23 protein-coding genes and 1 tRNA gene are annotated in these 20,478 nt (G+C 68.2%); 9 read left to right on the forward strand and 15 right to left on the reverse strand.

All coding sequences use genetic code 11. The annotated features are described in order from the left end of the window. Positions 1-77: 77 nt before the first annotated feature. Positions 78-1,928: a right-handed parallel beta-helix repeat-containing protein gene (locus ACWPN8_RS13940; RefSeq protein WP_492241158.1), complete on the reverse strand. Its 1,851-nt coding sequence runs from the start codon at positions 1,926-1,928 to the stop codon at positions 78-80. A 368-nt stretch (positions 1,929-2,296) separates the two neighbouring features. On the opposite strand from ACWPN8_RS13940, the gene ACWPN8_RS13945 reads away from it, so the two are divergent. Both ACWPN8_RS13945 and ACWPN8_RS13950 read left to right on the forward strand, forming a co-directional pair. Next, a complete protein-coding gene (locus ACWPN8_RS13945; protein ID WP_492241159.1) occupies positions 2,297-3,706 on the forward strand; it encodes an O-antigen polymerase in 1,410 nt (469 codons plus the stop codon). Continuing rightward, positions 3,703-4,668 (forward strand): glycosyltransferase family 2 protein, encoded by a 966-nt coding sequence (locus tag ACWPN8_RS13950; RefSeq protein ID WP_492241160.1) that lies wholly within the window; start codon positions 3,703-3,705, stop codon positions 4,666-4,668. Before ACWPN8_RS13945 ends, ACWPN8_RS13950 begins: the two co-directional genes overlap by 4 nt. Here ACWPN8_RS13950 and ACWPN8_RS13955 read toward each other — a convergent pair. Then, the gene (locus ACWPN8_RS13955; RefSeq protein ID WP_492241161.1) at positions 4,607-5,173 is read right to left on the reverse strand and encodes an MAPEG family protein; all 567 of its coding nucleotides are present in this window, start codon (positions 5,171-5,173) and stop codon (positions 4,607-4,609) included. The genes ACWPN8_RS13950 and ACWPN8_RS13955 overlap by 62 nt on opposite strands. 269 nt (positions 5,174-5,442) lie before the next feature. Here ACWPN8_RS13955 and ACWPN8_RS13960 point away from each other — a divergent pair, with 269 nt between their 5' ends. Beyond that, positions 5,443-5,571, forward strand: coding sequence for a hypothetical protein (locus tag ACWPN8_RS13960; RefSeq protein ID WP_256379242.1), 129 nt, complete (start codon positions 5,443-5,445; stop codon positions 5,569-5,571). A gap of 69 nt (positions 5,572-5,640) precedes the next feature. Here the strand turns inward: ACWPN8_RS13960 and pspC are convergent, their stop codons facing one another. From pspC to ACWPN8_RS13980, 4 genes are all read right to left on the reverse strand, one after another. Then, positions 5,641-6,042 (reverse strand): envelope stress response membrane protein PspC, encoded by a 402-nt coding sequence (gene pspC / locus ACWPN8_RS13965; RefSeq protein ID WP_109445415.1) that lies wholly within the window; start codon positions 6,040-6,042, stop codon positions 5,641-5,643. Between the two features lie 62 nt (positions 6,043-6,104). Continuing rightward, complete coding sequence (gene pspB / locus ACWPN8_RS13970; RefSeq protein WP_109051986.1) at positions 6,105-6,332, reverse strand: envelope stress response membrane protein PspB; 228 nt, start codon at positions 6,330-6,332, stop codon at positions 6,105-6,107. 81 nt (positions 6,333-6,413) lie between these two features. Then, the gene (gene pspA, locus ACWPN8_RS13975; protein WP_109445414.1) at positions 6,414-7,085 is read right to left on the reverse strand and encodes a phage shock protein PspA; all 672 of its coding nucleotides are present in this window, start codon (positions 7,083-7,085) and stop codon (positions 6,414-6,416) included. Positions 7,086-7,102: 17 nt separating this feature from the next. After that, entirely contained in the window at positions 7,103-7,267 is a 165-nt protein-coding gene (locus ACWPN8_RS13980) for a hypothetical protein (RefSeq protein WP_199237550.1), read from the reverse strand. 179 nt (positions 7,268-7,446) lie between these two features. Between ACWPN8_RS13980 and pspF the strand changes: the two genes are divergently transcribed. Beyond that, positions 7,447-8,499: a phage shock protein operon transcriptional activator gene (pspF, locus tag ACWPN8_RS13985; RefSeq protein WP_492241162.1), complete on the forward strand. Its 1,053-nt coding sequence runs from the start codon at positions 7,447-7,449 to the stop codon at positions 8,497-8,499. 90 nt (positions 8,500-8,589) lie between these two features. Continuing rightward, the gene (gene aceB, locus ACWPN8_RS13990) at positions 8,590-10,194 is read left to right on the forward strand and encodes a malate synthase A (protein WP_492241163.1); all 1,605 of its coding nucleotides are present in this window, start codon (positions 8,590-8,592) and stop codon (positions 10,192-10,194) included. 35 nt (positions 10,195-10,229) lie between these two features. On the opposite strand, the gene ACWPN8_RS13995 is transcribed toward aceB, so the two are convergent. Continuing rightward, positions 10,230-10,982, reverse strand: a complete 753-nt coding sequence (locus tag ACWPN8_RS13995; protein WP_492241164.1) for a class I SAM-dependent methyltransferase — start codon at positions 10,980-10,982, stop codon at positions 10,230-10,232. 193 nt (positions 10,983-11,175) lie between these two features. On the opposite strand from ACWPN8_RS13995, the gene ACWPN8_RS14000 reads away from it, so the two are divergent. Further along, on the forward strand, positions 11,176-12,132 hold the full coding sequence (locus ACWPN8_RS14000; RefSeq protein ID WP_109445410.1) for an acetyl-CoA carboxylase carboxyltransferase subunit alpha: 957 nt from the start codon (positions 11,176-11,178) through the stop codon (positions 12,130-12,132). A gap of 50 nt (positions 12,133-12,182) precedes the next feature. Here the strand turns inward: ACWPN8_RS14000 and mgtE are convergent, their stop codons facing one another. Next, a complete protein-coding gene (gene mgtE, locus ACWPN8_RS14005) occupies positions 12,183-13,622 on the reverse strand; it encodes a magnesium transporter (protein WP_492241165.1) in 1,440 nt (479 codons plus the stop codon). 354 nt (positions 13,623-13,976) lie between these two features. Between mgtE and ACWPN8_RS14010 the strand changes: the two genes are divergently transcribed. Continuing rightward, entirely contained in the window at positions 13,977-14,279 is a 303-nt protein-coding gene (locus ACWPN8_RS14010; protein WP_109445408.1) for an STAS domain-containing protein, read from the forward strand. 92 nt (positions 14,280-14,371) lie between these two features. On the opposite strand, the gene ACWPN8_RS14015 is transcribed toward ACWPN8_RS14010, so the two are convergent. After that, complete coding sequence (locus tag ACWPN8_RS14015) at positions 14,372-14,677, reverse strand: hypothetical protein (protein WP_492241166.1); 306 nt, start codon at positions 14,675-14,677, stop codon at positions 14,372-14,374. A gap of 403 nt (positions 14,678-15,080) precedes the next feature. Here ACWPN8_RS14015 and ACWPN8_RS14020 point away from each other — a divergent pair, with 403 nt between their 5' ends. Further along, positions 15,081-15,794 (forward strand): phosphatase PAP2 family protein, encoded by a 714-nt coding sequence (locus ACWPN8_RS14020; RefSeq protein ID WP_492241167.1) that lies wholly within the window; start codon positions 15,081-15,083, stop codon positions 15,792-15,794. A 107-nt stretch (positions 15,795-15,901) separates the two neighbouring features. Here ACWPN8_RS14020 and ACWPN8_RS14025 read toward each other — a convergent pair. Continuing rightward, positions 15,902-15,986, reverse strand: a tRNA-Leu gene (locus ACWPN8_RS14025). A 162-nt stretch (positions 15,987-16,148) separates the two neighbouring features. Between ACWPN8_RS14025 and lipB the strand changes: the two genes are divergently transcribed. After that, positions 16,149-16,883, forward strand: coding sequence for a lipoyl(octanoyl) transferase LipB (lipB, locus tag ACWPN8_RS14030; protein ID WP_109445406.1), 735 nt, complete (start codon positions 16,149-16,151; stop codon positions 16,881-16,883). Here the strand turns inward: lipB and ACWPN8_RS14035 are convergent. The 5 genes from ACWPN8_RS14035 to ACWPN8_RS14055 all read right to left on the reverse strand — a co-directional run bounded on the left by ACWPN8_RS14035 (position 16,880) and on the right by ACWPN8_RS14055 (position 20,400). Next, a complete protein-coding gene (locus ACWPN8_RS14035) occupies positions 16,880-17,392 on the reverse strand; it encodes a hypothetical protein (RefSeq protein WP_492241168.1) in 513 nt (170 codons plus the stop codon). The genes lipB and ACWPN8_RS14035 overlap by 4 nt on opposite strands. Continuing rightward, entirely contained in the window at positions 17,379-17,615 is a 237-nt protein-coding gene (locus ACWPN8_RS14040; protein WP_492241169.1) for a hypothetical protein, read from the reverse strand. Before ACWPN8_RS14040 ends, ACWPN8_RS14035 begins: the two co-directional genes overlap by 14 nt. A gap of 44 nt (positions 17,616-17,659) precedes the next feature. Next, positions 17,660-18,277, reverse strand: coding sequence for a hypothetical protein (locus ACWPN8_RS14045; protein WP_492241170.1), 618 nt, complete (start codon positions 18,275-18,277; stop codon positions 17,660-17,662). Positions 18,278-18,367: 90 nt separating this feature from the next. Next, positions 18,368-18,658 (reverse strand): acylphosphatase, encoded by a 291-nt coding sequence (locus ACWPN8_RS14050; RefSeq protein WP_492241171.1) that lies wholly within the window; start codon positions 18,656-18,658, stop codon positions 18,368-18,370. Beyond that, positions 18,655-20,400, reverse strand: a complete 1,746-nt coding sequence (locus ACWPN8_RS14055; RefSeq protein ID WP_109445402.1) for a long-chain-fatty-acid--CoA ligase — start codon at positions 20,398-20,400, stop codon at positions 18,655-18,657. Before ACWPN8_RS14055 ends, ACWPN8_RS14050 begins: the two co-directional genes overlap by 4 nt. Between the last annotated feature and the right edge of the window lie 78 nt (positions 20,401-20,478).

The following is a 20,478-nucleotide window of genomic DNA, read 5'->3' on the forward strand; positions in this document are numbered from 1 at the left end:
TTTTTCTTTATGGGACAGACGTAGGCGTCGGCGGTCTCCCGTCCACCGCGCCTGCGATCTCCCCGAGCATCGCAGCCCTACCGCATCCCCTCCGGACCGACGCGGTCCAGCGGCAGTTCCTTCATCGCCAGCAGGCGGTCCAGCAGACGACCGCCCGCCGGTGGGGCCGCGGCCCGGGCAGCACCACCAGCGGCACCGGCCGTCTCCGCAACGGGCGCCGCGCTCTCCAGCCGGGTGTTGTCGATGCGGTATTCGCCGCCCGACAGGCTGTTGACGAGCTGCTCCTTCGGCGACGGGCCGGCCACCACATTGCCGTCGGCGACATTGCCGTGCATCCGCCCGGCCTGTCCGGCGCTGGGCACCCATTCCAGCCGCAGGAAGCGGTCCTTGCCGTCGTTCATCACCGTGATGTTGTCGGCCACCCGGTTGTTGTCGCCGCCATGCAGGAAGATCGCCGCCATCCCGGTGTTCTCCAGCAGATTGCCCTGCACCGTCACGCCGCTGGTCATGTCGTCGAGATAGATGCCGAACCCCTTGTAGCGGGCCAGCCAGCGCCCCTGCGCATCGGTGGCGAGCCCACCGGTGTCGCGGATGTCGTTGAAGCGGACGAAGCTGCGGGTGTCGTTGCCGCTGCGGCCCAGCATCTCGATGGCGCCGGCATCGGCGGTCTGGCGCGCGGTGTCGCGGATGCGGTTGAACTCGATGGTGTTGTCGCTGTTCACCGTCTGCGGGTTCCAGTTCTTGATCGAGATGCCGTAGCGGGCCGACCGCCGGATGTCGTTGTGGGCGATCAGCGTGTTGCGGATGCCGGCCCCCATCACGCCGCCGCTGAAGAAGCGCACCTCGCCGATGTCGCTGATGCGGTTGGCGAGGATGCGGTTGTCGCTGCTGCCGGGCGCCAGCACCACGCCGGAGCGGCCGAGATGCTCCATCCGGTTGCCCGACACCTCGGTCCGGCTGGCGCCGTCCAGCATCACCGCGGTGCCGACCAGGGCGAAGCGGTTGCCGGCGACCCGTGCCCCGCTGCCGCCCCTCACCACCACCGCGTTGCCGTCCCACGGCACGTCGGTGAAGGTCAGCCCTTCCACCGACACGTTGCGGGCATTGTCCAGCCGCAGCAGCACCGGCTGCCGCGCCACCACCAGATCCGCCCCGGCGGCGTTCAACCCGGTCGGCGGCTTGACCAGCAGGCGCTTCGCCCTGGCGTCCCAGGCGAATTCGCCCGGCCGCGTCAGGAAATCGGGATGGCCGAGCAACCGCACGGTCGAACCGTCGCGGTACGGATACTGCCCGTCGCCGTCGAAGCTCAGCAACCCGCCGGGGTCGGCCGACACCACCCCCAGCAAATCGTCGGACAGACGTTCGCGGTCCAGCGCCTGCGCCCGCACCCCCGGCCCAGACCAGCCGGCCTTCAGCAGGCCGGGAGGCAGCCGCATCTGCCGCTTGCTCCCCTGGCTCTTGGGATCGGACTGCACAGCCTTGGCCGGGAACCAGCCGCTGCGCGGATCGCCGGGCGTGAAATCGCCGCTGCGTGCCGCGTCCAGGCGCAACCTTTCACCGGGGCCGCCGATGGACACGTCCAGCGCCGGATCGCGGGTCAGCGGCGCCGACAGCACGCCGTTGGCCGTCTGCGCGCCGCCGACCGCCTCGCCCCCCGACAGCACCGGCTGCTCGCCCTCCACCGCGGCCAGCCGCAGCCCCGGCAGCGACGCATCCACCACCAGCGGGGCGGTCAGCCGATAGGTGCCGCCGTGCAGCCGCACGGTCGCCGGCCCGCTTCCCTTGGCGGCGGCCAGCGCACGGGCCGGCGTGGCGAACGGACCGTCGCGCCCATCGGCCGACGGTTGGGCAAGGCGCCCCGACCAGCGGTCGTTGCCGGTGGGCGAGACGTAGAAGGTCGTCTCATTGGAACTTGTCTGTGCCGCCAACGCCGGCCCCCATCCGGCGGCGGTCAGCAGAAACGCGGACGTCAGCAGAACCCGAGGCAGGATTTGGGCCGCTCCACTCCGAAGACGAGTTTGGGAACGGAACATGGGAGAACCTCCTCCAAAATGGCGGCCGGGCGAAACAGCCGTGAAGGCCGCCGAAGGGGGGAGACTGACCCAGGCCAACGGCACCGGCAAAAGCGCGAAGGGGGTGTGCGGGTGCGAAGGGGCCACGCCCTCTGCACACCTGCCCGACCGGGACGGGACGTATAGGCTGGCTTTTCATCCTAGCCTGACCGGCCGGTCGTACCCGTTTGCCTGCGGATCGCCTGTCTGTCCAGGCGGAGCCTACAACCGGGGACGGTTTGCCGATGATCGAAATGGCGCTGATCGCGCAGGTCCTGGTGCTGGTGCTGGTGACCGCGGTGTACCTCAGCTCCGGCAGCGCGTCGATGTTCCATCCGCTGACGCTGTACCTGATCTTCCACACCCTGGTCTTCGTCATGCGGCCGGTCCTGGTCCACACCCAGCATTTCGACGATGTCTGGCTGTTCATGGGATTCTGGCCGAGCGAGCAGCAGTTCGTCATGACGCTGGTGGTCAGTTCGGTGGCGTTGATCGCTTTTTCCGCCGCCTGCATCTGGGCGGGTCTGGTCCGGCCCGATTGGACCCCGAACGGCGAGCCGGCGCCGGCCTTCACCTTCGACCGCGTCGACATCGTCGCCTTCCTGACCACCGCGGCGCTACTGGGTCCGCTCGCCATCTATTCGGCGGTCCAGCGCCAGGGCGGCGCCAGTTTCGACGGCACCGGCGACGTGCAGATGGAGCGCGACCCGCTGACCGGCCAGCCGATCTACACCAACACCACCGGCTACATCGCGGAGGCCCATTCGATGGGCCTGCCGCTGACGCTGGGGCTGATCTGGGTCTGCCGCTTCCACCCGCTGTCCTTCATCCCCTTCGCCGGCTTCGTCGCCTACCGCGCCTATCTGGGCTGGGGCCGCTGGGCCATCATCATGGGCATCCTGGGTCTGGTGCTGCTGATGCTGTACCGCAGCCGCACCAAATGGTTCCGGCTGTGGCATGTGCTGGCGGCCATCCCGGTGATGGGGCTGTTCACCGTGCTGGGCAACAACCGCGACGCCTTCCGCGACGTGCTGGCCGGCGACGCGCCCGCCTCCGTCCTGCTGAAGTTCAACGGCGGCAGCGGCAGCGGCCGGGCGCTCGACGCGCTGGCCGGCCAGGATCTGGCGAACTTCGACTTCCTCGCCTACATCCTGTGGGTGGTGCCGAAGCAATCTGCGACCTACACCTGGTTCACCCAGTATCTGCAGCTGTTCACCGAGCCGATCCCCCGCCTGCTGTGGCCGGGCAAGCCGGTGGGCGCGCCGGTGAAATGGGTGGACCTGAACGACTACGGCGTCTTCTACAACCTGACCACCTCGCTGCCCGGCGACGGCTGGATGAGCGCCGGCTGGATCGGCATGATCGTCACCATGGTGGTGGTCGGCCTGATCCTCGGCCGCCTGCACCGCTGGTTCTGGACCAGCGGATTCCGCAACCGCTATGCCGTGCTGTTCTATTGCGCCTTCCTGCCGCTGTGCCTGCAATGGTTCCGCGACGGCAACATCACCATTGTGAAGTTCGGCTTCTTCTCGCTGCTGCCGATCCTGCTGTGGATCGGGCTGACGCGAGCCTTGCGCGCCTGGGGCATCCTGGACGACGACCCGCTTCGCCCGGTGGTGGCACCGCCCAATTACGTCGGAAGGAGGCCGTCATGACGCTGAGCGTCAGCGCCGTCATCGCCACCTACAACCGCGGGCCGGAACTGCGCATCGCGCTGACCCGGCTGATGACCCAGACCACCCCGCCGATGGAGATCATCGTCATCGACGACGGCTCCAGCGATGGCACCGGCGCCATGATGCGGGCGGAGTTCCCCACCGTCCGCTACGTCCGCCAGCCGCACAATGGCGGGCTGATCCTGGCCCGCAACTTCGGTTTCGTGAACACCACCGGCGACTGCATCCTGTCTGTCGACGACGACAGCTGGTTCGAGGATCCGGACGGGCTCGCCCGCTGCGTCGCCTATCTGGAGGAGAATCCGGAGGTCGCCGCCGTCGCCTGCAACATCGAGACGCGCGACGGGCTGGTCTATTTTCCCAAGGGCGCCGCTCCGTTCGACGTGCCCTGGTATGTCGGATGCGGCCATCTGCTGCGGCGAAGCGCCGTGGAGCAGGTCGGTCTCTACATGCCGGAGCTCTACCGCCAGGGCGAGGAGAAGGATCGCTGCCTGCGGCTGGTCGGCGCCGGCTACCGCGTCGTGGCATTGCCCGACGTCATGGTCTACCACGACAAGAGCGAGAAGGGCCGCAAGCCGGGGATGGAGCGCTTCTACAACCACCGCAACGACCTGATCCGCGAGGTGGCGCGCTGCCCGTCGTCGTTGATGGCGTGGCGGCTGGCGCGCAGCTGGGCCGGCAACAGCTGGAAGAACCTGCGCAACGGCCCACGCCTGACCGATCTGAAGGTGCTGCTGGCCCTGCCGGAGATCGTCCGCATCGGGCGGAAGCACCGGGCGCCGGTCAGTGTGGAGGCCTATAATCGCTGGCTGCATCTGGCGAAGACCGCGGCCCCGGCCAGCGCTGCCCCACTGGAAAGAAAATCTGCGGACAAACCCGTCAGCCGGGCTGCATCCCGCCCAGTTGCAGCAGAACGGCCCAGCCCAGCACGATCAGATTGACGGTCAGCGTCATCGCCATGCCCGGCGCCCGCGCGAAGGGATGCACCAGATACCCCGCCCAGAACAGCAGCCGCCCCAGCACGAACAGGCCGGTCGCCACCACCGCCGCTCCCAGCGAGGGCTGCGGCAGGGTGGCGACCAGGGCTGCCAGAGCCGGGACGAAGATGGCGGACTGTTCCACGCTGTTGGCCAGCACCCGCTGGCAGACGCGCTGGCCGCGCGACTCGGGATCCTCGATCGGGTTGAAGGCCTGGCTGCGGCCGCGCATCGCCATCACGCCGGCGACCATGCCGAACAGCAGCAGCGCCGGCCACAGAGCCAGCCGGGCCCACAGCGCCATCCGCGCGCCGGGCGCGTTCAGCCCCATCGGCGGCGCCACCAGCGACAGCAGCAGGACGAACAACAGCGCCGTCACCACCACCGACGCCCCGTTCAGCATCAAAGCACCGCGGAGCAGGGATTTGCGCCGGCGGGAGGCGCGTTGGTGAAGGCTGCTTTCGGACATCGGGGCGGGGCTCCGTCAAAGGGCGGCGATTCGACAAAGCGCCTGCCCCTTCCCATCTGGAAAAGACGGCTCTCTGTCCTTTCGACCAATAACGGCCCAGCCCGTGATTTGGATCAAGGCCCGGACGCCGCCTCCGGTGTCCCCTGGCGGTGTGACCTAGGGGCGACCGCAATGGGCGGAGATGTTGTCAGTCACTCTTTTCGCTACCATGTTGTAACCATCTGCTTCACCATGTGGGTGAACGCGGGGATCTCGATGGTGGAGGGCCTATGATGGATCTCGTTCTGCTGGGTGGTGCGGTGGCGACGGCTGCGGCGTTGGCCGGTCTGATCGCCACGATGCCGACGCCCAAACCGATTCCGATCCGCGTCCGCGACCGGCGCCGCCAGCGGCGCTGACGTCACCGGCCCCCCGACCCCGGTCGGGGATCGGCGGACCGGCTCATTCTGAGGCAATCTCTGAGGCAATCAGCGATCCAGATCGCGGATCGCGCGGTTCAGCTCGAATTCCTTCGAGGCGACGTAGGCTTCCATCCCGACGATCCGCTTCTCCATGTCGCGGAAGCGCTGGGTCAGGCCCGCGAGCGAGCGGTCGGGCTTGGTCGACACCGTCCGCCAGAACGCCTCTTCCTCGGCATCGCGGTACAGCTGCGGCGGACGCACCGGCAGCACGATCAGCGCGATGACATAGGCGATCACCAGCGGCACCGAAAAGAAGAACAGGGCGACTAGCATCGCCAGCCGGACGACGCCCGGCTGCATCCCGAAGTAATCGGCGATGCCCGTGCACACCCCGCCCAGCACCCCGCGCTGCGGGTCGCGGTAGAGCCGGTGCGGATTCGGCGAGTCGTAAGGGGACGCGCGGTCCATGACTCCTCCCAAATATTGAATGAAACTGCCTGAAAAGGCGCGCTACAGCCGGCGAACCACCGTCACAGCTTGTTGCGCCAATTCGGCGCCTCGGCGTCCAGCACGCGTTCCAGCGCATGGACGCGAGTCTCCAGCCGGTTGGAGATTTCCCACAGTTCGGCCAGAAGCCGTTCGTCCTGCGCGGACAGCCCGCGCTGCGAGCGCCATTTGGTGATGTAGTGGAAGACGATCCAGACCGGCGCCACCACCACCAGGAACAGCACCGCAAGGACGAAACCCAGGAACCCCATGGTCGTCGGGCCTTCTTATTGTCGTGAGGGGAGTGGGTGGGGCCTCGAAGCCCCACCCCGGCGGCCGGGTCCGATCCGCCGTCAGCCGTTGCGGCGGGCGGCGACACGGGCCTTCAGCGCGGCCAGATCCTCCTCGACCTTCTGGCTCGCCTCAAGTTCGGCGATCTCCTCGGTCAGGCTCTTGGTGCGGCCGATGTCGTAGGACTCGACGCGGCCCTCCAGCTCGTCCAGGTTGCGCTCGACCTGCTCGAAGCGCGACAGCGCCTCGTTGATGCGCTCGTCATGCAGGGCGCCGCGCACCTTGACGCGGTTGGCCGCGGTCTGGGTGCGGGCCACCAGCGCCTTCTCGCGGGCCTTGGCGTCGGCCAGCTTGGCCTGCAGGCGGCCGATGTCCTCGTTGGCCTTGGACAGGGCCGCTTCGACCTGCACCAGCTGTTCGGTCAGCGTGTCGGCCTGCTCGGCGACCTTCGACTTGGCCATCAGGGCGCCCTTGGCGAGATCCTCGCGGCCGGCGGTCAGTGCCACCTCGGCCTTGCGGTCCCACTCGTCGCGCTCGCGGCGGAGATCGGCGACGCGGCGTTCGATCTCCTTCTTCTCCGCGATGATCTTGACGGTGGAGGAGCGCACCTCGACCAGCGTGTCTTCCATCTCCTGGATGATCAGGCGGATCAGCTTCTCCGGCTCCTCGGCGCGGTCGAGCAGGGAGTTGAGGTTCGACTGCACGATGTCGGTCAGGCGCGAAAAGATGCTCATGATAGGTATCCCGTCAATCAGCCGAGGATGGCGCCGGCGACGATGCCGGCGAAGAAGAACAGCCAGCTTTCGGCCGGCCGGGTGGCGAGATAGTTGCGCACGCGGCGCGCCAGCGGGCGCCCCTGCGACGCGGTGAAGCGGTCACCGCCGTAGCGGCGGCGGAAATCGCTGAAGTCGCTCATGGATGACCTCCTTGCCATGACAGAGCTATCGCAACCACCGTGCCAGTTCGGCCGAAAAGGCTCCAACCCGTTGGAACGCCTGGACATCGGGCAGTTCGCACTGCTCAAACCCGTGGATTGCCGCATCGCCATTTAGACGATATAGTCGTCAAATCAGCGAACCATTGGCAAAATCCACGATGTCCGCCACTCCGCCTTCCCTGCTCGGCGAATCGCCCGCCTTCCTGGCGGCGCTGGCACATGTGTCGCGGGTGGCGCCGCTGGAACGGCCGGTGCTGGTGATCGGCGAGCGCGGGACCGGCAAGGAGCTGATCGCCGCCCGGCTGCACTACCTGTCGCAGCGGTGGGACCGTCCCTTCGTCAAGGTGAACTGCGCGGCCCTGCCGGAGTCGCTGCTGGATTCGGAGCTGTTCGGGCATGAGGCCGGGGCCTTCACCGGCGCCACCCGCCGGCAGATCGGCCGGATCGAGCAGGCCGACGGCGGCACCCTGTTCCTCGACGAGATCGCCACCGCCTCCCCCGCCGTTCAGGAAAAGCTGCTGCGCGCCGTCGAGTATGGCGAGATCGAGCGGGTCGGCGGGCGCACCGCCACCGTCGATGTCCGGGTCGTCGGCGCCACCAACGCCGACCTGCCGGCGCTGGCCGCCGCCGGCCGCTTCCGCGCCGACCTGCTCGACCGGCTGGCCTTCGATGTGGTGACCCTGCCGCCGCTGCGCGCCCGCCCCGCCGACATCCCGCCGCTGGCCGAGCATTTCGCCCATGGCATGGTGCGCGAGCTGCAACGCCCGCTGTTCCCCGGCTTCACCGATGCTGCCCTCGACCGGCTGCGCGGCCATGACTGGCCCGGCAACGTGCGCGAGCTGCGCAACGCGGTGGAGCGCTCCGTCGCCGCCGCCGACCCCGACGAGCCGCTCGACCACATCGTCCTCGACCCCTTCGAGTCGCCCTGGCGTCCGGCCGCGGCCCCGAATGCCCGCCAAGAGGCGGCACGCGTCGAGGCGGCGCCTCCCACAACGCAGGCCCCCGTCCCCGTCTCCGCCGCCGTCCCCGCCTTCGATGGCGGCATCCTCGATCAGGTCCGCGCTTTCGAGGAATCTATCCTGCGCGACGCGCTGGAGCGCAACCGCTTCAACCAGCGCCAGACCGCCGAGTTGCTGGGGCTGGGCTATCACCAGCTGCGCGGCATGCTGAAGAAGCACGGGCTGATCCCGCCGGCCCATCTGCGACCTTAGGCCGTCCCCGGGCTGCTCGTTTGCCGTGTTATACCAGTTGCCAACCGCCGGCAGAGCGGTTCGCCACGATACGGGATGGGGAGCAGCACGATGGTCACCAGCATGTCGGGTCTTGAGGTCCGCGGTCCGATCAACCCCGGTTTCGAGGAGATCCTGACGCCGGAGGCAATGGCCTTCCTGGCGGAGCTGGAGGGGCGCTTCGGCGGCGAACGGCTGCGGCTGCTGGATGTGCGGACCAAGCGGCAGGCATTGCTCGACCAGGGCCACAAGCCCGACTTCCTGCCGGAAACCCGCGCGATCCGCGACGCCGACTGGACGATCAGCCCGCTGCCCGTCGACCTGCTCGACCGCCGGGTGGAGATCACCGGCCCGGTCGACCGCAAGATGGTCATCAACGCGCTGAACAGCGGCGCCAAAGTCTTCATGGCCGATTACGAGGATGCCACCTGTCCGACCTGGACCAATCTGGTCGAGGGGCAGATCAACATCCGCGACGCGGTGCGCCGGACCATCACCCACGAGGATCCGGCCAGCGGGAAGAAATACCGCCTCGGGGACAAGACCGCGGTGCTCAAGGTCCGGCCGCGCGGCTGGCATCTGGAGGAACGCCATGTGCTGATGGACGGCGAGCCGATGTCGGGCGCGCTGTTCGACTTCGGCCTGCATGTTTTCCACAACGCCAAGGAGCTGCTGGCGCGCGGCAGCGGTCCCTATTTCTACCTGCCCAAGCTGGAAAGCCATTTCGAGGCGCGGCTGTGGCGCGAGGTCTTCCTGGTGGCGGAGGAGTATCTCCATCTGCCGCACGGCTCGATCAAGGCGACGGTGCTGATCGAGACCATCCTCGCCGCCTTCGAGATGGACGAGATCCTGTATGAGCTGCGCGAGCATTCCGCCGGCCTGAACTGCGGCCGCTGGGACTATATCTTCAGCTTCATCAAGAAGTTCCGCAAGGACCCCGCCGCCGTCATGCCCGACCGGGCGGAGGTGACGATGGCCACCCCCTTCCTGTCGGCCTACAGCCAGCTGGCGGTCAAGACCTGCCACCGCCGCAACGCGCCGGCCATCGGCGGCATGGCCGCCTTCATCCCGGTCAAGGACAACCCGGAGGCCAACGAGGTCGCCTTCTCCCGCGTGCGCGCCGACAAGGAGCGCGAGGCGTCCAACGGCCATGACGGCACCTGGGTCGCACATCCCGGGCTGGTCCCGGTGGCGCGCGAGGTGTTCGACGCCTACATGCCGACGCCGAACCAGATCGCCCGCAAGCGCACCGACGTGAGCGTCACCGCCGCCGACCTGCTGGCGGTGCCCGCCGGGCCGAAGACCGAGGCGGGCTTGCGCAACAATGTGGCGGTCGGCATCGGCTATATCGAGGCGTGGCTGCGCGGCCAGGGCTGTGTCCCGCTGTTCAACCTGATGGAGGACGCCGCCACGGCGGAGATCAGCCGCACCCAGCTCTGGCAATGGCTCCACACCGGCACCGCGCTGGACGACGGTCAGGCCGTGACGCTGGACCTCGTCGACCGCGTCATCGCCGGGGAGCTGTCGGCCTGGAAGGCCCGCGCCGGCGCCGAAGCCTACGCCGGGGGCCGCTACACCGACGCCGCGGCCCTGTTCCGCGATCTGGTGGCGCGGGAGGACTTCGCCGACTTCCTGACCCTGCCGGCCTATGAGCGGGTGGTGGCGGAGGGAGCGTAAAAGGCGAAGCGTCAAGGAGGGGGACGCAGCGCCCCCTACCCCACCCGCCCCAGCCGGACCGTCAGCGGCCAGCGGATCCGCCGCTCGGTCTCCGGGTCGCCCCACAGCGGCGCGATCTCCTCGGCAAACTCCTCCAGCGGGTTGCTGCCCAGCGCCCTGGTCGCCGCCTTCACCCCCGACCAGGTGTTCATGTAGCCGAGCAGCCGCGGCAGCGGCCACGCCGCCTCCATCGCCAGCGGCGGCACCGGCAGTTCCGGAAACGGGAAGTCCATGCCGCGATAGCCCTCGATCACCTTCCAGCGGTCGGCCGGCCAGTAAGGCCCCAGCGTGCCGTTGTGGAACCGCTCCACCACCGGATCCAGAACGGGATCGTCCAGCCACTGGCGGCCGTAGCAGACCAGCGCCACCGCCGCCCCCGGCTTCGCCACCCGCCTCACCTCGGCATAGAAGCGCCCGAGGTCGAACCAGTGCGCCGCCTGCGCCGCGACGATCAGGTCGCAGCAGCCGTCGGGGAGGCCGCTTTCCTCCGCCGGGGCGACGGCATAGCGGACGCGGTCATGCGCTTGGCCTTGCGCGATCTGCTCCGCGCTGGCGTCGGTGGCCTGGACCGCCGCGAACTGCCCGGCCAGCGCCACGGAGAACTGCCCGTTGCCGCAGCCGACGTCCCAGGCCAGCCCGCGCGCCGGTGCCGCATCGGCCAGGGCGGCTGCCAATCCGGGCGGATAGCTCGGCCGGAAGGCGCGGTAGTCGCCGGCATGGCCGGAGAAATGGTCCTTGAAGGAACGCATGGGGTGGGATCGCCTCGATCAACCGGGACAACGATTAGGCTTGGAATTTCCCGGCGGATGAGGATAAACCCTGTGGGTTCGTCGCGGAACCCTTCCCGGGGTGCCCCGCATCTTTCCGCTGTGGCGCAGGCGCGCCGGGCGTGCTACCAAGCGCGCGATTTTTCGTGCGCCTCGCCAACCACCTGTGTCCGGCATGCAGACCTTCCTGGAATTCGAAAAGCCCATCGCCGAGCTTGAAGGCAAGATCGAGGAGTTGCGGCATCTGACCAACGCCGGCGACATCAACATCGCCGACGAGGTCGCCAAGCTGCAGGCCAAGGTCGACAAGCTCCTGCGGCAGACCTACGCCAAGCTCACGCCCGCGCAGAAGGTACAGGTGGCCCGCCACCCCAATCGGCCGCACTGCCTGGACTATGTGCATGGCCTGATCGAGGACTTCACGCCGCTGGCCGGCGACCGCCATTTCGCCGAGGACCGTGCGGTCATCGGCGGTCTGGGTCGCTTCCGCGGCCGGTCCGTGGTGGTGATCGGCCAGGAGAAGGGCAACGACACCGAAACGCGCGTCCGCCACAATTTCGGCATGGCGAAGCCGGAAGGCTACCGCAAGGCCCAGCGCCTGATGGATCTGGCCGACCGCTTCAAGCTGCCGGTGGTCTCGCTGGTCGACACCGCCGGCGCCTTCCCCGGCGTCCAGGCGGAGGAGCGCGGCCAGGCCGAGGCCATCGCCAAGAGCATCGAGCGCTGCCTGCGGCTGAACGTGCCGATGGTCGCCTCGGTCATCGGCGAAGGCGGCTCGGGCGGCGCCATCGCGATCGCCACCGCCGACCGCGTGCTGATGCTGGAACACGCCATCTATTCGGTGATCTCGCCGGAAGGCTGCGCGTCGATCCTGTGGCGCAGCTCCGACATGGCGGGCGAGGCGGCCATCGCGCTGCGCCTGATCAGCCAGGACCTGAAGGAACTGGGCGTCATCGACCATGTGGTGAGCGAGCCCATCGGCGGCGCCCACCGCGACCCGGCCGAGACGATCAGGAAGCTGGGCGACTGCATCGAGGAGTCGCTGGGCGAAATGGACGGGCTGGACGGCGTCACCCTGCGCGCCAAGCGCCGCGAGAAGTTCCTGGAGATGGGGCAGAAGGGCCTGGGCTGAAGCCCGAAGCCCTGTGCGGCCCTCCCCCGCACTCGCGGGGAGACTCTCCCCTACAGCAAAAACACCGACGCCAGCCCGAGGAATGCCAGGAAGCCGACGACGTCCGTCACCGTCGTCAGGAACACCGCACTCGACACCGCCGGGTCCACCCCCAGCTTTTCCAGCCCCAGCGGGATCAGCGCTCCGCTCAGGCCCGCCACCACCAGATTGATGATCATGGCGAGTCCGATGACGACGCCGATCAGCGGGCCGTACCAGACCAGCGCGATCAGCCCGACCATCACGGCGAAGATGCCGCCGTTGATCAGCCCGACCAGCAGCTCCTTCCCCACCACGCGCATCGCGTTGGCCGACGACAGGTCGTGAGTCGCGAGCGCGCGGACGACGACCGCCAGCGTCTGGGTGCCGGCATTGCCGCCCATCGAGGCGACGATGGGCATCAGCACCGCCAGCGCCACGATCTGCTCGATGGTGCCCTCGAACAGCGAGATGACGCCCGACGCCAGGAAGGCGGTGCCGAGGTTGATGATCAGCCAGCCGACACGGCTGCGGGCGATGTCGCCGATGCCGCTGAACACGCCGCTGTCGCCCGACCCGCTCAGCTTGCGCAGGTCGTCGTCCGCCTCCTCGTCGATGATGCGCACGACGTCGTCGACGGTGATGACGCCGATCAGCCGGCCGGCGGCATCGACCACCGGGGCCGACACCAGGGCATATTGACGGAACAGGTTCGCCACCTCCTCCCGCTCCATGGTGGCGGGGATGGCGTCGACCTCGCCGGTCACCAGATCGGCGATGCGCACGGCGCGGCGCTGGCGCAGCAGGCGAGACAGCGGCACGGCCCCGACCACCCGGTGCATCGGATCGACGATGAAGATGTCGTAGAAATCCTCCGGCAGCGTGTCGGTCGCCGCCCGGATGAAGTCGATGGTCTTGCCGACCGTCCAGAATTCCGGCACCGCGACCAGCTCGCGCTGCATCATGCGGCCGGCGCTGTCCTCGTCGTAGGTCAGGTTCTCCTGGACCAGGGCGCGTTCGGCATCGGGCAGCTTCGCCAGGATCTGCGCCCGCGTCTCCGCGTCCAGATCCTCGATCAGTTCCACCGCGTCGTCGGTGTCGAGGTCGGCGACGGCGTCGGCCAGTTCCTGCGGCTCGAACCGCCCGATCAGCGATTCGCGCAGGTCCGGGTTCAGGTAGGACAGCACCTCGCCATCCAGCTCGGTGGGCAGCAGGTCGATCAGGTCGGCGCGCTCGGCCGGCTCGGCCTGTTCGATCAGGTCGGCGATGTCGGCGGCATGCAGCCCGTCCAGCCGCGCCAGCACGGCATCGCGCTCGCGGGCGCGCAGCAGGCCGGCGATCGCCTCCACGAACTCCGGCTCGACGCCGTAGCGACGTTCGTCCTCAGCCTCCAGGCCCTGTCCCTGGGCATGACCATGGGCGCTGGCGGCGCTGTCCGTCCGCGGAACCGGTGCATGGGGATCGGTGGGCATGCCGGCACCCTCCCTTCGACGATGCAATCCCCGGATGCCAGGCCGAAGCGGCGGCAAGGGAACGGCAGACGGCTCCGCGACATCGGACGGTGGCCGGCGGCGTTCAGGGTTTGCGGGTTGTGGAAGCCTTCCGGCCGGTTCCGGAAATCCGCTGCAAGGGAACGGGACCGGTGTCGGCGGAAGCGACCCCGACATAGAGGCGCCGCCTCCGTTTGTCCAGCCCGCTTCGGCAGGGGCCGGCCGGCTCGGCCGCTTTTGCCACCATACCCTTGCACCGCCGCAACCCTTCATGCTCCCATGGGCCCGCAGCGCATCGCAGGCGCCGCATCATGGGGAGAGGGACCGGACGGGCCGATGGAGTATGCCTTCACCACTGTCGATGGTTGCGACGGCATCCTGTTGTCCGGCCGCTGCACCTATGAGGATGGCAACCGCTTCCACGACATGCTGCGCGACTGGGATTTCGCGGCCAAACCGGTGGTCCGGATCGACCTGCGTTTCGTCACCTTCATCGATTCCGCCGCCATCGGGATGATGTTCATCCTGGCCAACCGCTGCCGGGAGGCCGGCGGCCACATCGTCGCCAGCGGCGCTCCCCCTCACATCGTCCGCGCGCTGCGCCGCGCCACGCTGGACCGATACATCGAGTTCCGCTGAAAAGGACAAGGGGCCGGAAAAGACGAAGGGCGGTGCCGCACCGTGCACCGCCCTTCGTCTTTTCCGCCTCGAGATCGAACGGTCACGACCGATCAGGTCGGGTTCGGCACCGCGGCACCCGTATCGACGCCGAGCTTGGCGCGGGCCAGGCTGTTCAACGCCTCGGTATCGGCGAAGACGTAGCCCTTCTCGATCAGCTTGGACGTGTAGCTCTTGTTGTAGAGAAACGCGGCGATGATGCTGGAAATGTTACCGGTGAAGAAGGCCAGCAGCGTCAGGAGAAGGCCCATCCCCCAGTCGCCGCGGAACAGGGCAGGAAAGCCGCCGAAGAACAGCGTGGTCCAGCTGAACCCGACCAGCCCCTTCTTGGTAAGCCCCGTCTGCGGGTGTTTCATCATCACGACAGTCGCCATAAAATCCCCCATGCAATCCGTATCTTGAATGGCTTGGCTTATCGCCATCCACTCCGCCTCTCGCAGCGCAGGATATTACCACTTTCGATAAGCGGCAAGAGTAGGGCAGAAAACAGCAGGGCAATTGTTCTCTGACAGCATCATTCAGCCGATTATATTTTCTTCATATTATCGACATCGATATCAAATGCTTCTTCATCTCATGAAGCCACCCGCTGTCTGCAATCGGGAGTGTATGGCCCGGGGCCAGCGGGAGGCATCGGCGGGAGAGGCACCCCGAAGCCGCCGTCCCTGACCCGGATGGCGTCTTCCGATGCTCCATTGACCGCCCCTGTCATAAAACCGCAACACTTGGCACCTCCCTCCCGTCCTTTCGAGGAGACGCCGTGTGGAGTCTCTGCATCGCCTCGACCAGACGCTGCTGCTCTGGCTGAAACAGTTTGCCGGGCACAGCGCGGCGTTGGACATGGCGGTGCGCGGGATCGCCAACATCTATCTGGTCAAGCTCGGCCTGTTCAGCGCGGCGCTGTGGTGGCTGTGGTTCCGCCGGGAGGACACGCAGGGCGGACGCCGGCTGGTTGTGGACGCCATCGCCGCCGTGGTGCTGGCGGTGGCGGCATCCATCCTGATCCAGGCGGTGATGCCGGCCCGGCCCCGACCGTTGCACGACGCCGGCCTGCCCTTCGTCCCGCCCATCGGCCAGAGCCGCGAGGCGCTGAAGAACTGGAGTTCCTTCCCCAGCGACAATGCCGCCCTGGGCTTCGCACTGGCCGCCACCTTCGTCCGCGCCTCCCGTCCATGGGGATTGCTGGCCTGCCTGTGGGCGGCGCTGGTGATCTCGCTGCCGCGGGTCTATCTCGGCCTGCATTACCCTGGCGACGTCACCGGCGGCGCGCTGCTGGGCATCCTCAGCGCCGTGGCGGTCGCCCGGCTGCTGCCGATGGACGGCGTTCACCGGCTGGTCGCCCGGATTGAGGACCGCTGGCGCCCCTGGTTCTACAGCGGCGCCTTCCTGGCGATCTACGAGATGATGGTGCTGTTCGAGGATGTCCGCCGCGCCGCCGGCGGAGCATCGAAGCTGCTGCACGCGCTGGCCGGCTAAATCCAGCAACGCCGGGGCCCGGACACGAAAAAGCCCGCTCGGTCTTGCGACCTGCGGGCCTTTCGTCTTTCCCGTATCCCCGGGATGGTCCCATCTGCATGGGAGAGTGGTGCGGTCGAGAAGACTCGAACTTCCACGGGTTGCCCCACAGCGACCTCAACGCTGCGCGTCTACCAATTCCGCCACGACCGCATCAGGCTGGTAGTCCCCGACGCTCGCTTGCGCGCCTCATCGGGTGGAGCGGGTAGATATCAGCTTCCCGACGGTCGATCAAGCGCTACAATCATCTTCTGCGAAGAAAAATTCGGAACGGCCCTCCGGCCGGTCCACCGATGCCATCAGAGAACCCATCGAATGACCTCCCTGACAAGCCAGCCTGCCAGCCTGTCCGCCAGTCAGCCCGACACCTCCGCCGCCCGGCAGCCGATCGAGTGGCGCATTTCCGACGAGCCTGTGCCCTACCCCGACGCCATCGCCGAGATGGAGGCGCGCGTCGAGGCGATCCGCGCCGGCACGGCACCGGAACTGGTCTGGCTGCTGGAACATCCGCCGCTCTACACCGCCGGCACCAGTGCCAGGGACGAGGATCTGCTGGAGGCCGACCGCTTCCCCGTCTACCGCAGCGGCCGCGGCGGCCAGTACACCTATCACGGGCCGGGACAGCGGGTGGCCTACGTCATGCTGGACCTGAAGGCGCGCGGCGCCGACATCCGCGGCTTCGTCCGCGACCTGGAGGAGTGGATCGTCCGCACGCTCGCCTCCTTCAACATCAAGGGCGAGCGGCGCGAGGGGCGCGTCGGCATCTGGGTCGACAAGCAGCCCTATGGCGGGCTGAAAGGGCAGGAGGACAAGATCGCCGCCATCGGCGTGCGGGTGCGCCGCTGGGTCAGCTTCCACGGCATCGCCCTGAACGTCGAGCCGGACCTGTCCCATTTCGGCGGCATCGTCCCCTGCGGCATCGCCGAGCATGGCGTCACCTCCATCGTGGCGCTGGGCCAGCTGGTGACGATGGAGGATGTGGACTCCGCCCTGATCGCGGCCTGGCCGGAGGTGTTCGGCGGCGAGATGCGGGATGGGTCGGAAGTCTAATACTTCTTGAACCCGCCGGCGGCCGGGGTGGCGGCCTGGTTGCCGGCAGGGTTCACCCGCGGGTCCTTGTTGTCCATCGACTGCACGGTGCAGTTGGTCGAATCGCCGTTGCGGAACAGGTAGATCTTCTTGCGGTCGGCCTTCCTGCCGGGGTCGCGCAGGTTCAGCCCATGGCCGAAGGCGACGCCCAGCACCTCGCCCTTGTAATAGGCGCGGAAGCGCATCGGCTCGATTTCGCCGAAGCGCAGGGCGGCGCAATCCTTGCTCAACTCCTTCTCGAAGCTGCCGGCCTTGCGCCAGTCCTCCTTGGAACGGATCGTCATCCATTGCGAGGGCAGCGCATACTGCACGATGGGCGGGGCGATGGGCAGGTTGCCCCCCGGCTGCGGCGGCGCCTGATGGCCGGGCTCCGTCCGCTCCAGCGCACCGGCCAGCGCCGGCGCGGCCCCCGGCAGCACCAGTCCGCACAGGCAAAGGGCTGCCAGGACGCGCACATCAAATCCGGACATCGAACCCACGCTCCTTCACCTCGCCCACCACATCGCCAGGCTGACGCTCCTTTGCCGGCTTGGCTTCGGGCAGTGCGGGGGCGACCGCCTCTCCCAGCCGGCCTGACAGCGTCAGCGCCAGTTCCATCGCCCCGCCATCGGCAGGCGCACCCGAGGGCGACAGCATCACCGTGCCTTCCAGACCTTGCGGCGGCGCGGTCATCGCCGCGGTCAGAATCTCCATCACCCGGCCGAGATCGTCGATGGCGACCCGGTCGGTCTCGACCGTCAGCCCCTTGCCCGGCCGGATGGCGGAGCGGAGGGCGCCGAGGATGGCGGCCAGCCCCTCCCCCTCTCTTCCGCCGGCACCCGCGCCAGCGCAAGGGCCGCACCGTCCAGCCGCACGCACGCCTTTCCATCGGACAAGGCAAGGCCGATCCCGCTCAGCTCGACCGCCACCTCCTGCCGGACACCGTCTGCCAAGGGCCGCAAAGCGCCCGCCGGGCCATCCAGCGCGGCGACGGCAGCCCGGCGCTCGGCATCGCCGAAGCGGGCGGCCAGCGCCGCCTCCGCCGCCGCGGCCTCGCTTCCGTCCATCCCGAAGGCGGTCAGCAGCCGCCCGAGATCGCGCGCCAGCGCCCGGATCGCAGGGTCCAGCCGGTCGGCAAGGCCATCATCAGCCGCCGAAGCTTGGAGAGCTTGGAACGGGCGTGCCGGCGCATCCTCCACCGCCACAGGCCCCAGGCTGAGACGGACGGCGGGGTCCTGCCCCGGCCCGGTGGAGGATTTCGGAGTCGGGGCGGCACCCGGCTTGCGGCCGGCCTTGTCCTTCGCCTTCGCCGCCTTGGCGAAGACGCCGGTGAGCATGGCCTTCATCCCGGCCACATCCGATTTGTTGGCGGTCATCCCGGCCGTCGCCCCTCAACCACAAGGCCCAAAACCCGCATCCACCGCCAGCATGCCGCCGTCATGGTTAGCGGAAGGCTAACGCCGGGCTCATGCCGTCGGCCGCTGCTCGAACCCGGCCATGCCCGGATCCTGTTCCGGTTCGGACACCACGTCGCGGACGATTGCCGACGGCGGGCCGCGGCGGCAGTCCTCCAGCATGCGGTCGACGGTGTCGGCGGGGCCGGCGAACAGGGCCTCCACCGTGCCGTCGCTGCGGTTGCGCACCCAGCCGGTCAGACCGAGCGTGCCGGCCCGCTCAACGGTCCAGCCACGATACCACACCCCCTGCACCTTGCCCTGGATGCGGACACGCACCGCCTTCCGGTCGTCGGCGCTCATGCGGCGCCATCCTTCGCCGCGGTCCGCCTGACCTGCTCCTCGTCCAGCAGGGCCTTGCGGGACAGTTTCCCGATCATGGTCTTGGGCAGCTCCTGGCGGAATTCCACGACTTTCGGCATCTCGATGGGCGACAGCTTGTCCTTCAGGAAGGCGGTCAGCTCCCCGGCGGTCAGGCTCTGGCCGTCGTCGAGCCGGACATAGGCCTTGACCGTCTGGCCGCGATACTCGTCCGGCACGCCGGCCACCACGCACTCGGCGACGGCGGGATGCAGGTAGATCGCCTCCTCGACATTGCGGGGATAGACGTTGAAACCGCTGCACAGGATCATGTCCTTGATGCGGTCGACGATGGTGGTGTAGCCGTCCTCGTCCATGATCCCGACATCGCCGGTGTGCAGCCGCCCGTCGATCAGCGTCTCAGCCGTTTCGGCCGGGCGGCGCCAATAGCCCTTCATCACCTGCGGCCCGCGGATGCAGACCTCGCCCTTCTCGCCGGGGGGCAGGACGCGGCGCGGCTCCTCCAGGCTGACGATCTCGATGATCGTACCAGGCAGCGGCAGGCCGATGGAGCCCTTCTTGGTCGCATGCAACACCGCCGGGTTCACCGTCGCGACGGGCGAGCATTCCGACAGTCCGTAGCCTTCCACCAGCGTGCAGCCGGTGGTGCGCTCGAACGCCTCCTTCACCTCCAGCGGCAGCGGCGCCCCGCCCGACATGCAGAAGCGGATGGAGGACAGGTCGTAGTCCTTCAGGTGCTTGTGATGGTTGATCGCCGTGTAGATGGTCGGCACCGCCGGGAACAGGGTGATCCGCTCCTTCTGCAGGGTGCGCATCACCTGCTCCAGTTCGAAGCGCGGCAGCAGGATGATCTCCGCCCCCAGATGAAGGCCGAAATTCATCACCGCGGTCATGGCGAAGACATGGAACAGCGGCAGCACGCCCAGCATGCGCTCCTGCCCGTCTTCCGCACCGCCCTCCCCCGGCTTGCGCTCCTTCGCCGCGTACCAGGTCGCGCACTGGATGGTGTTGGCGTAGAGGTTGGCGTGGGTCAGCATCGCGCCCTTCGGCACGCCGGTGGTGCCGCCGGTGTATTGCAGCACCGCCACGTCCTCCCGCGCATCGAGGACGACCGGGCTCGGCCGGCCGTCATTTGCGATCAGCCTGGCAAAGGGGATGTGGCGGTCGTCGCGCGGGATCGCCGCGATCTCCGCCTTCTTGGCGATGGGGAACAGCCAGTTCTTCGGGAAGGGCAGGATGTCGGCCATGCGGCAGATCACCAGCCGCTTCAGCCCGGTCTCGGCCAGCATCCGCGCCATCTTGTCATACAGCAGCTTCAGGTCCAGCGTGACCATCAGGTCGATGTCGCTGTCGCCGATCTGGTGGACCAGTTCGCGTTCGGCATAGAGCGGGTTGAAGTTCACCACCGTGCCGCCGGCCTTCAGGATGGCGAAGAAGGCGACGACGTAATAGGGCGTGTTGGGCAGGAACAGCCCGACCCGCGTCCCCTTGCCCACCCCGATGGCCTGGAAGCCGCGGGCGGCGCGGTCGACCAGCCGGCCCAACTCGCGGTAGCTGGTGCGCTTGCCGAGGAAATTCAGGCAGGGCTTGTCGCCATGGCGGGCGACCGCCCCCTCCAGCAGTTCGGTCAGCGGCCGGACCGGGATCGGCATCGCCCAGTCCACCGTCGGCGGGTACGAGGCCAGCCATGGATAATCGGGCAGCTTGCGGGCGGCATCTCCCATCGCGCGGTTCCTCCCCCATTGGTTCCTGTTCCCGGTTGCCGGTTTCGTCCGGCACCGTCTTCTCCCCCGAGCCTACGC

It is taken from the genome of Azospirillum sp. UENF 112521, assembly GCF_058780665.1.

Coding starts and splice junctions, on each gene's coding strand:
- ACWPN8_RS13945 (WP_492241159.1), top strand. CDS start 2,297: ATGATCGAAATGGCGCTGATCGCGCAGGTCCTGGTGCTGGTGCTGGTG.
- ACWPN8_RS13950 (WP_492241160.1), top strand. CDS start 3,703: ATGACGCTGAGCGTCAGCGCCGTCATCGCCACCTACAACCGCGGGCCG.
- ACWPN8_RS13955 (WP_492241161.1), bottom strand. CDS start 5,173: ATGTCCGAAAGCAGCCTTCACCAACGCGCCTCCCGCCGGCGCAAATCC.
- ACWPN8_RS13960 (WP_256379242.1), top strand. CDS start 5,443: ATGATGGATCTCGTTCTGCTGGGTGGTGCGGTGGCGACGGCTGCGGCG.
- pspC (WP_109445415.1), bottom strand. CDS start 6,042: ATGGACCGCGCGTCCCCTTACGACTCGCCGAATCCGCACCGGCTCTAC.
- pspB (WP_109051986.1), bottom strand. CDS start 6,332: ATGGGGTTCCTGGGTTTCGTCCTTGCGGTGCTGTTCCTGGTGGTGGTG.
- pspA (WP_109445414.1), bottom strand. CDS start 7,085: ATGAGCATCTTTTCGCGCCTGACCGACATCGTGCAGTCGAACCTCAAC.
- ACWPN8_RS13980 (WP_199237550.1), bottom strand. CDS start 7,267: ATGAGCGACTTCAGCGATTTCCGCCGCCGCTACGGCGGTGACCGCTTC.
- pspF (WP_492241162.1), top strand. CDS start 7,447: ATGTCCGCCACTCCGCCTTCCCTGCTCGGCGAATCGCCCGCCTTCCTG.
- aceB (WP_492241163.1), top strand. CDS start 8,590: ATGGTCACCAGCATGTCGGGTCTTGAGGTCCGCGGTCCGATCAACCCC.
- ACWPN8_RS13995 (WP_492241164.1), bottom strand. CDS start 10,982: ATGCGTTCCTTCAAGGACCATTTCTCCGGCCATGCCGGCGACTACCGC.
- ACWPN8_RS14000 (WP_109445410.1), top strand. CDS start 11,176: ATGCAGACCTTCCTGGAATTCGAAAAGCCCATCGCCGAGCTTGAAGGC.
- mgtE (WP_492241165.1), bottom strand. CDS start 13,622: ATGCCCACCGATCCCCATGCACCGGTTCCGCGGACGGACAGCGCCGCC.
- ACWPN8_RS14010 (WP_109445408.1), top strand. CDS start 13,977: ATGGAGTATGCCTTCACCACTGTCGATGGTTGCGACGGCATCCTGTTG.
- ACWPN8_RS14015 (WP_492241166.1), bottom strand. CDS start 14,677: ATGATGAAACACCCGCAGACGGGGCTTACCAAGAAGGGGCTGGTCGGG.
- lipB (WP_109445406.1), top strand. CDS start 16,149: ATGACCTCCCTGACAAGCCAGCCTGCCAGCCTGTCCGCCAGTCAGCCC.
- ACWPN8_RS14035 (WP_492241168.1), bottom strand. CDS start 17,392: ATGTCCGGATTTGATGTGCGCGTCCTGGCAGCCCTTTGCCTGTGCGGA.
- ACWPN8_RS14040 (WP_492241169.1), bottom strand. CDS start 17,615: ATGGAGATTCTGACCGCGGCGATGACCGCGCCGCCGCAAGGTCTGGAA.
- ACWPN8_RS14045 (WP_492241170.1), bottom strand. CDS start 18,277: ATGACCGCCAACAAATCGGATGTGGCCGGGATGAAGGCCATGCTCACC.
- ACWPN8_RS14050 (WP_492241171.1), bottom strand. CDS start 18,658: ATGAGCGCCGACGACCGGAAGGCGGTGCGTGTCCGCATCCAGGGCAAG.
- ACWPN8_RS14055 (WP_109445402.1), bottom strand. CDS start 20,400: ATGGGAGATGCCGCCCGCAAGCTGCCCGATTATCCATGGCTGGCCTCG.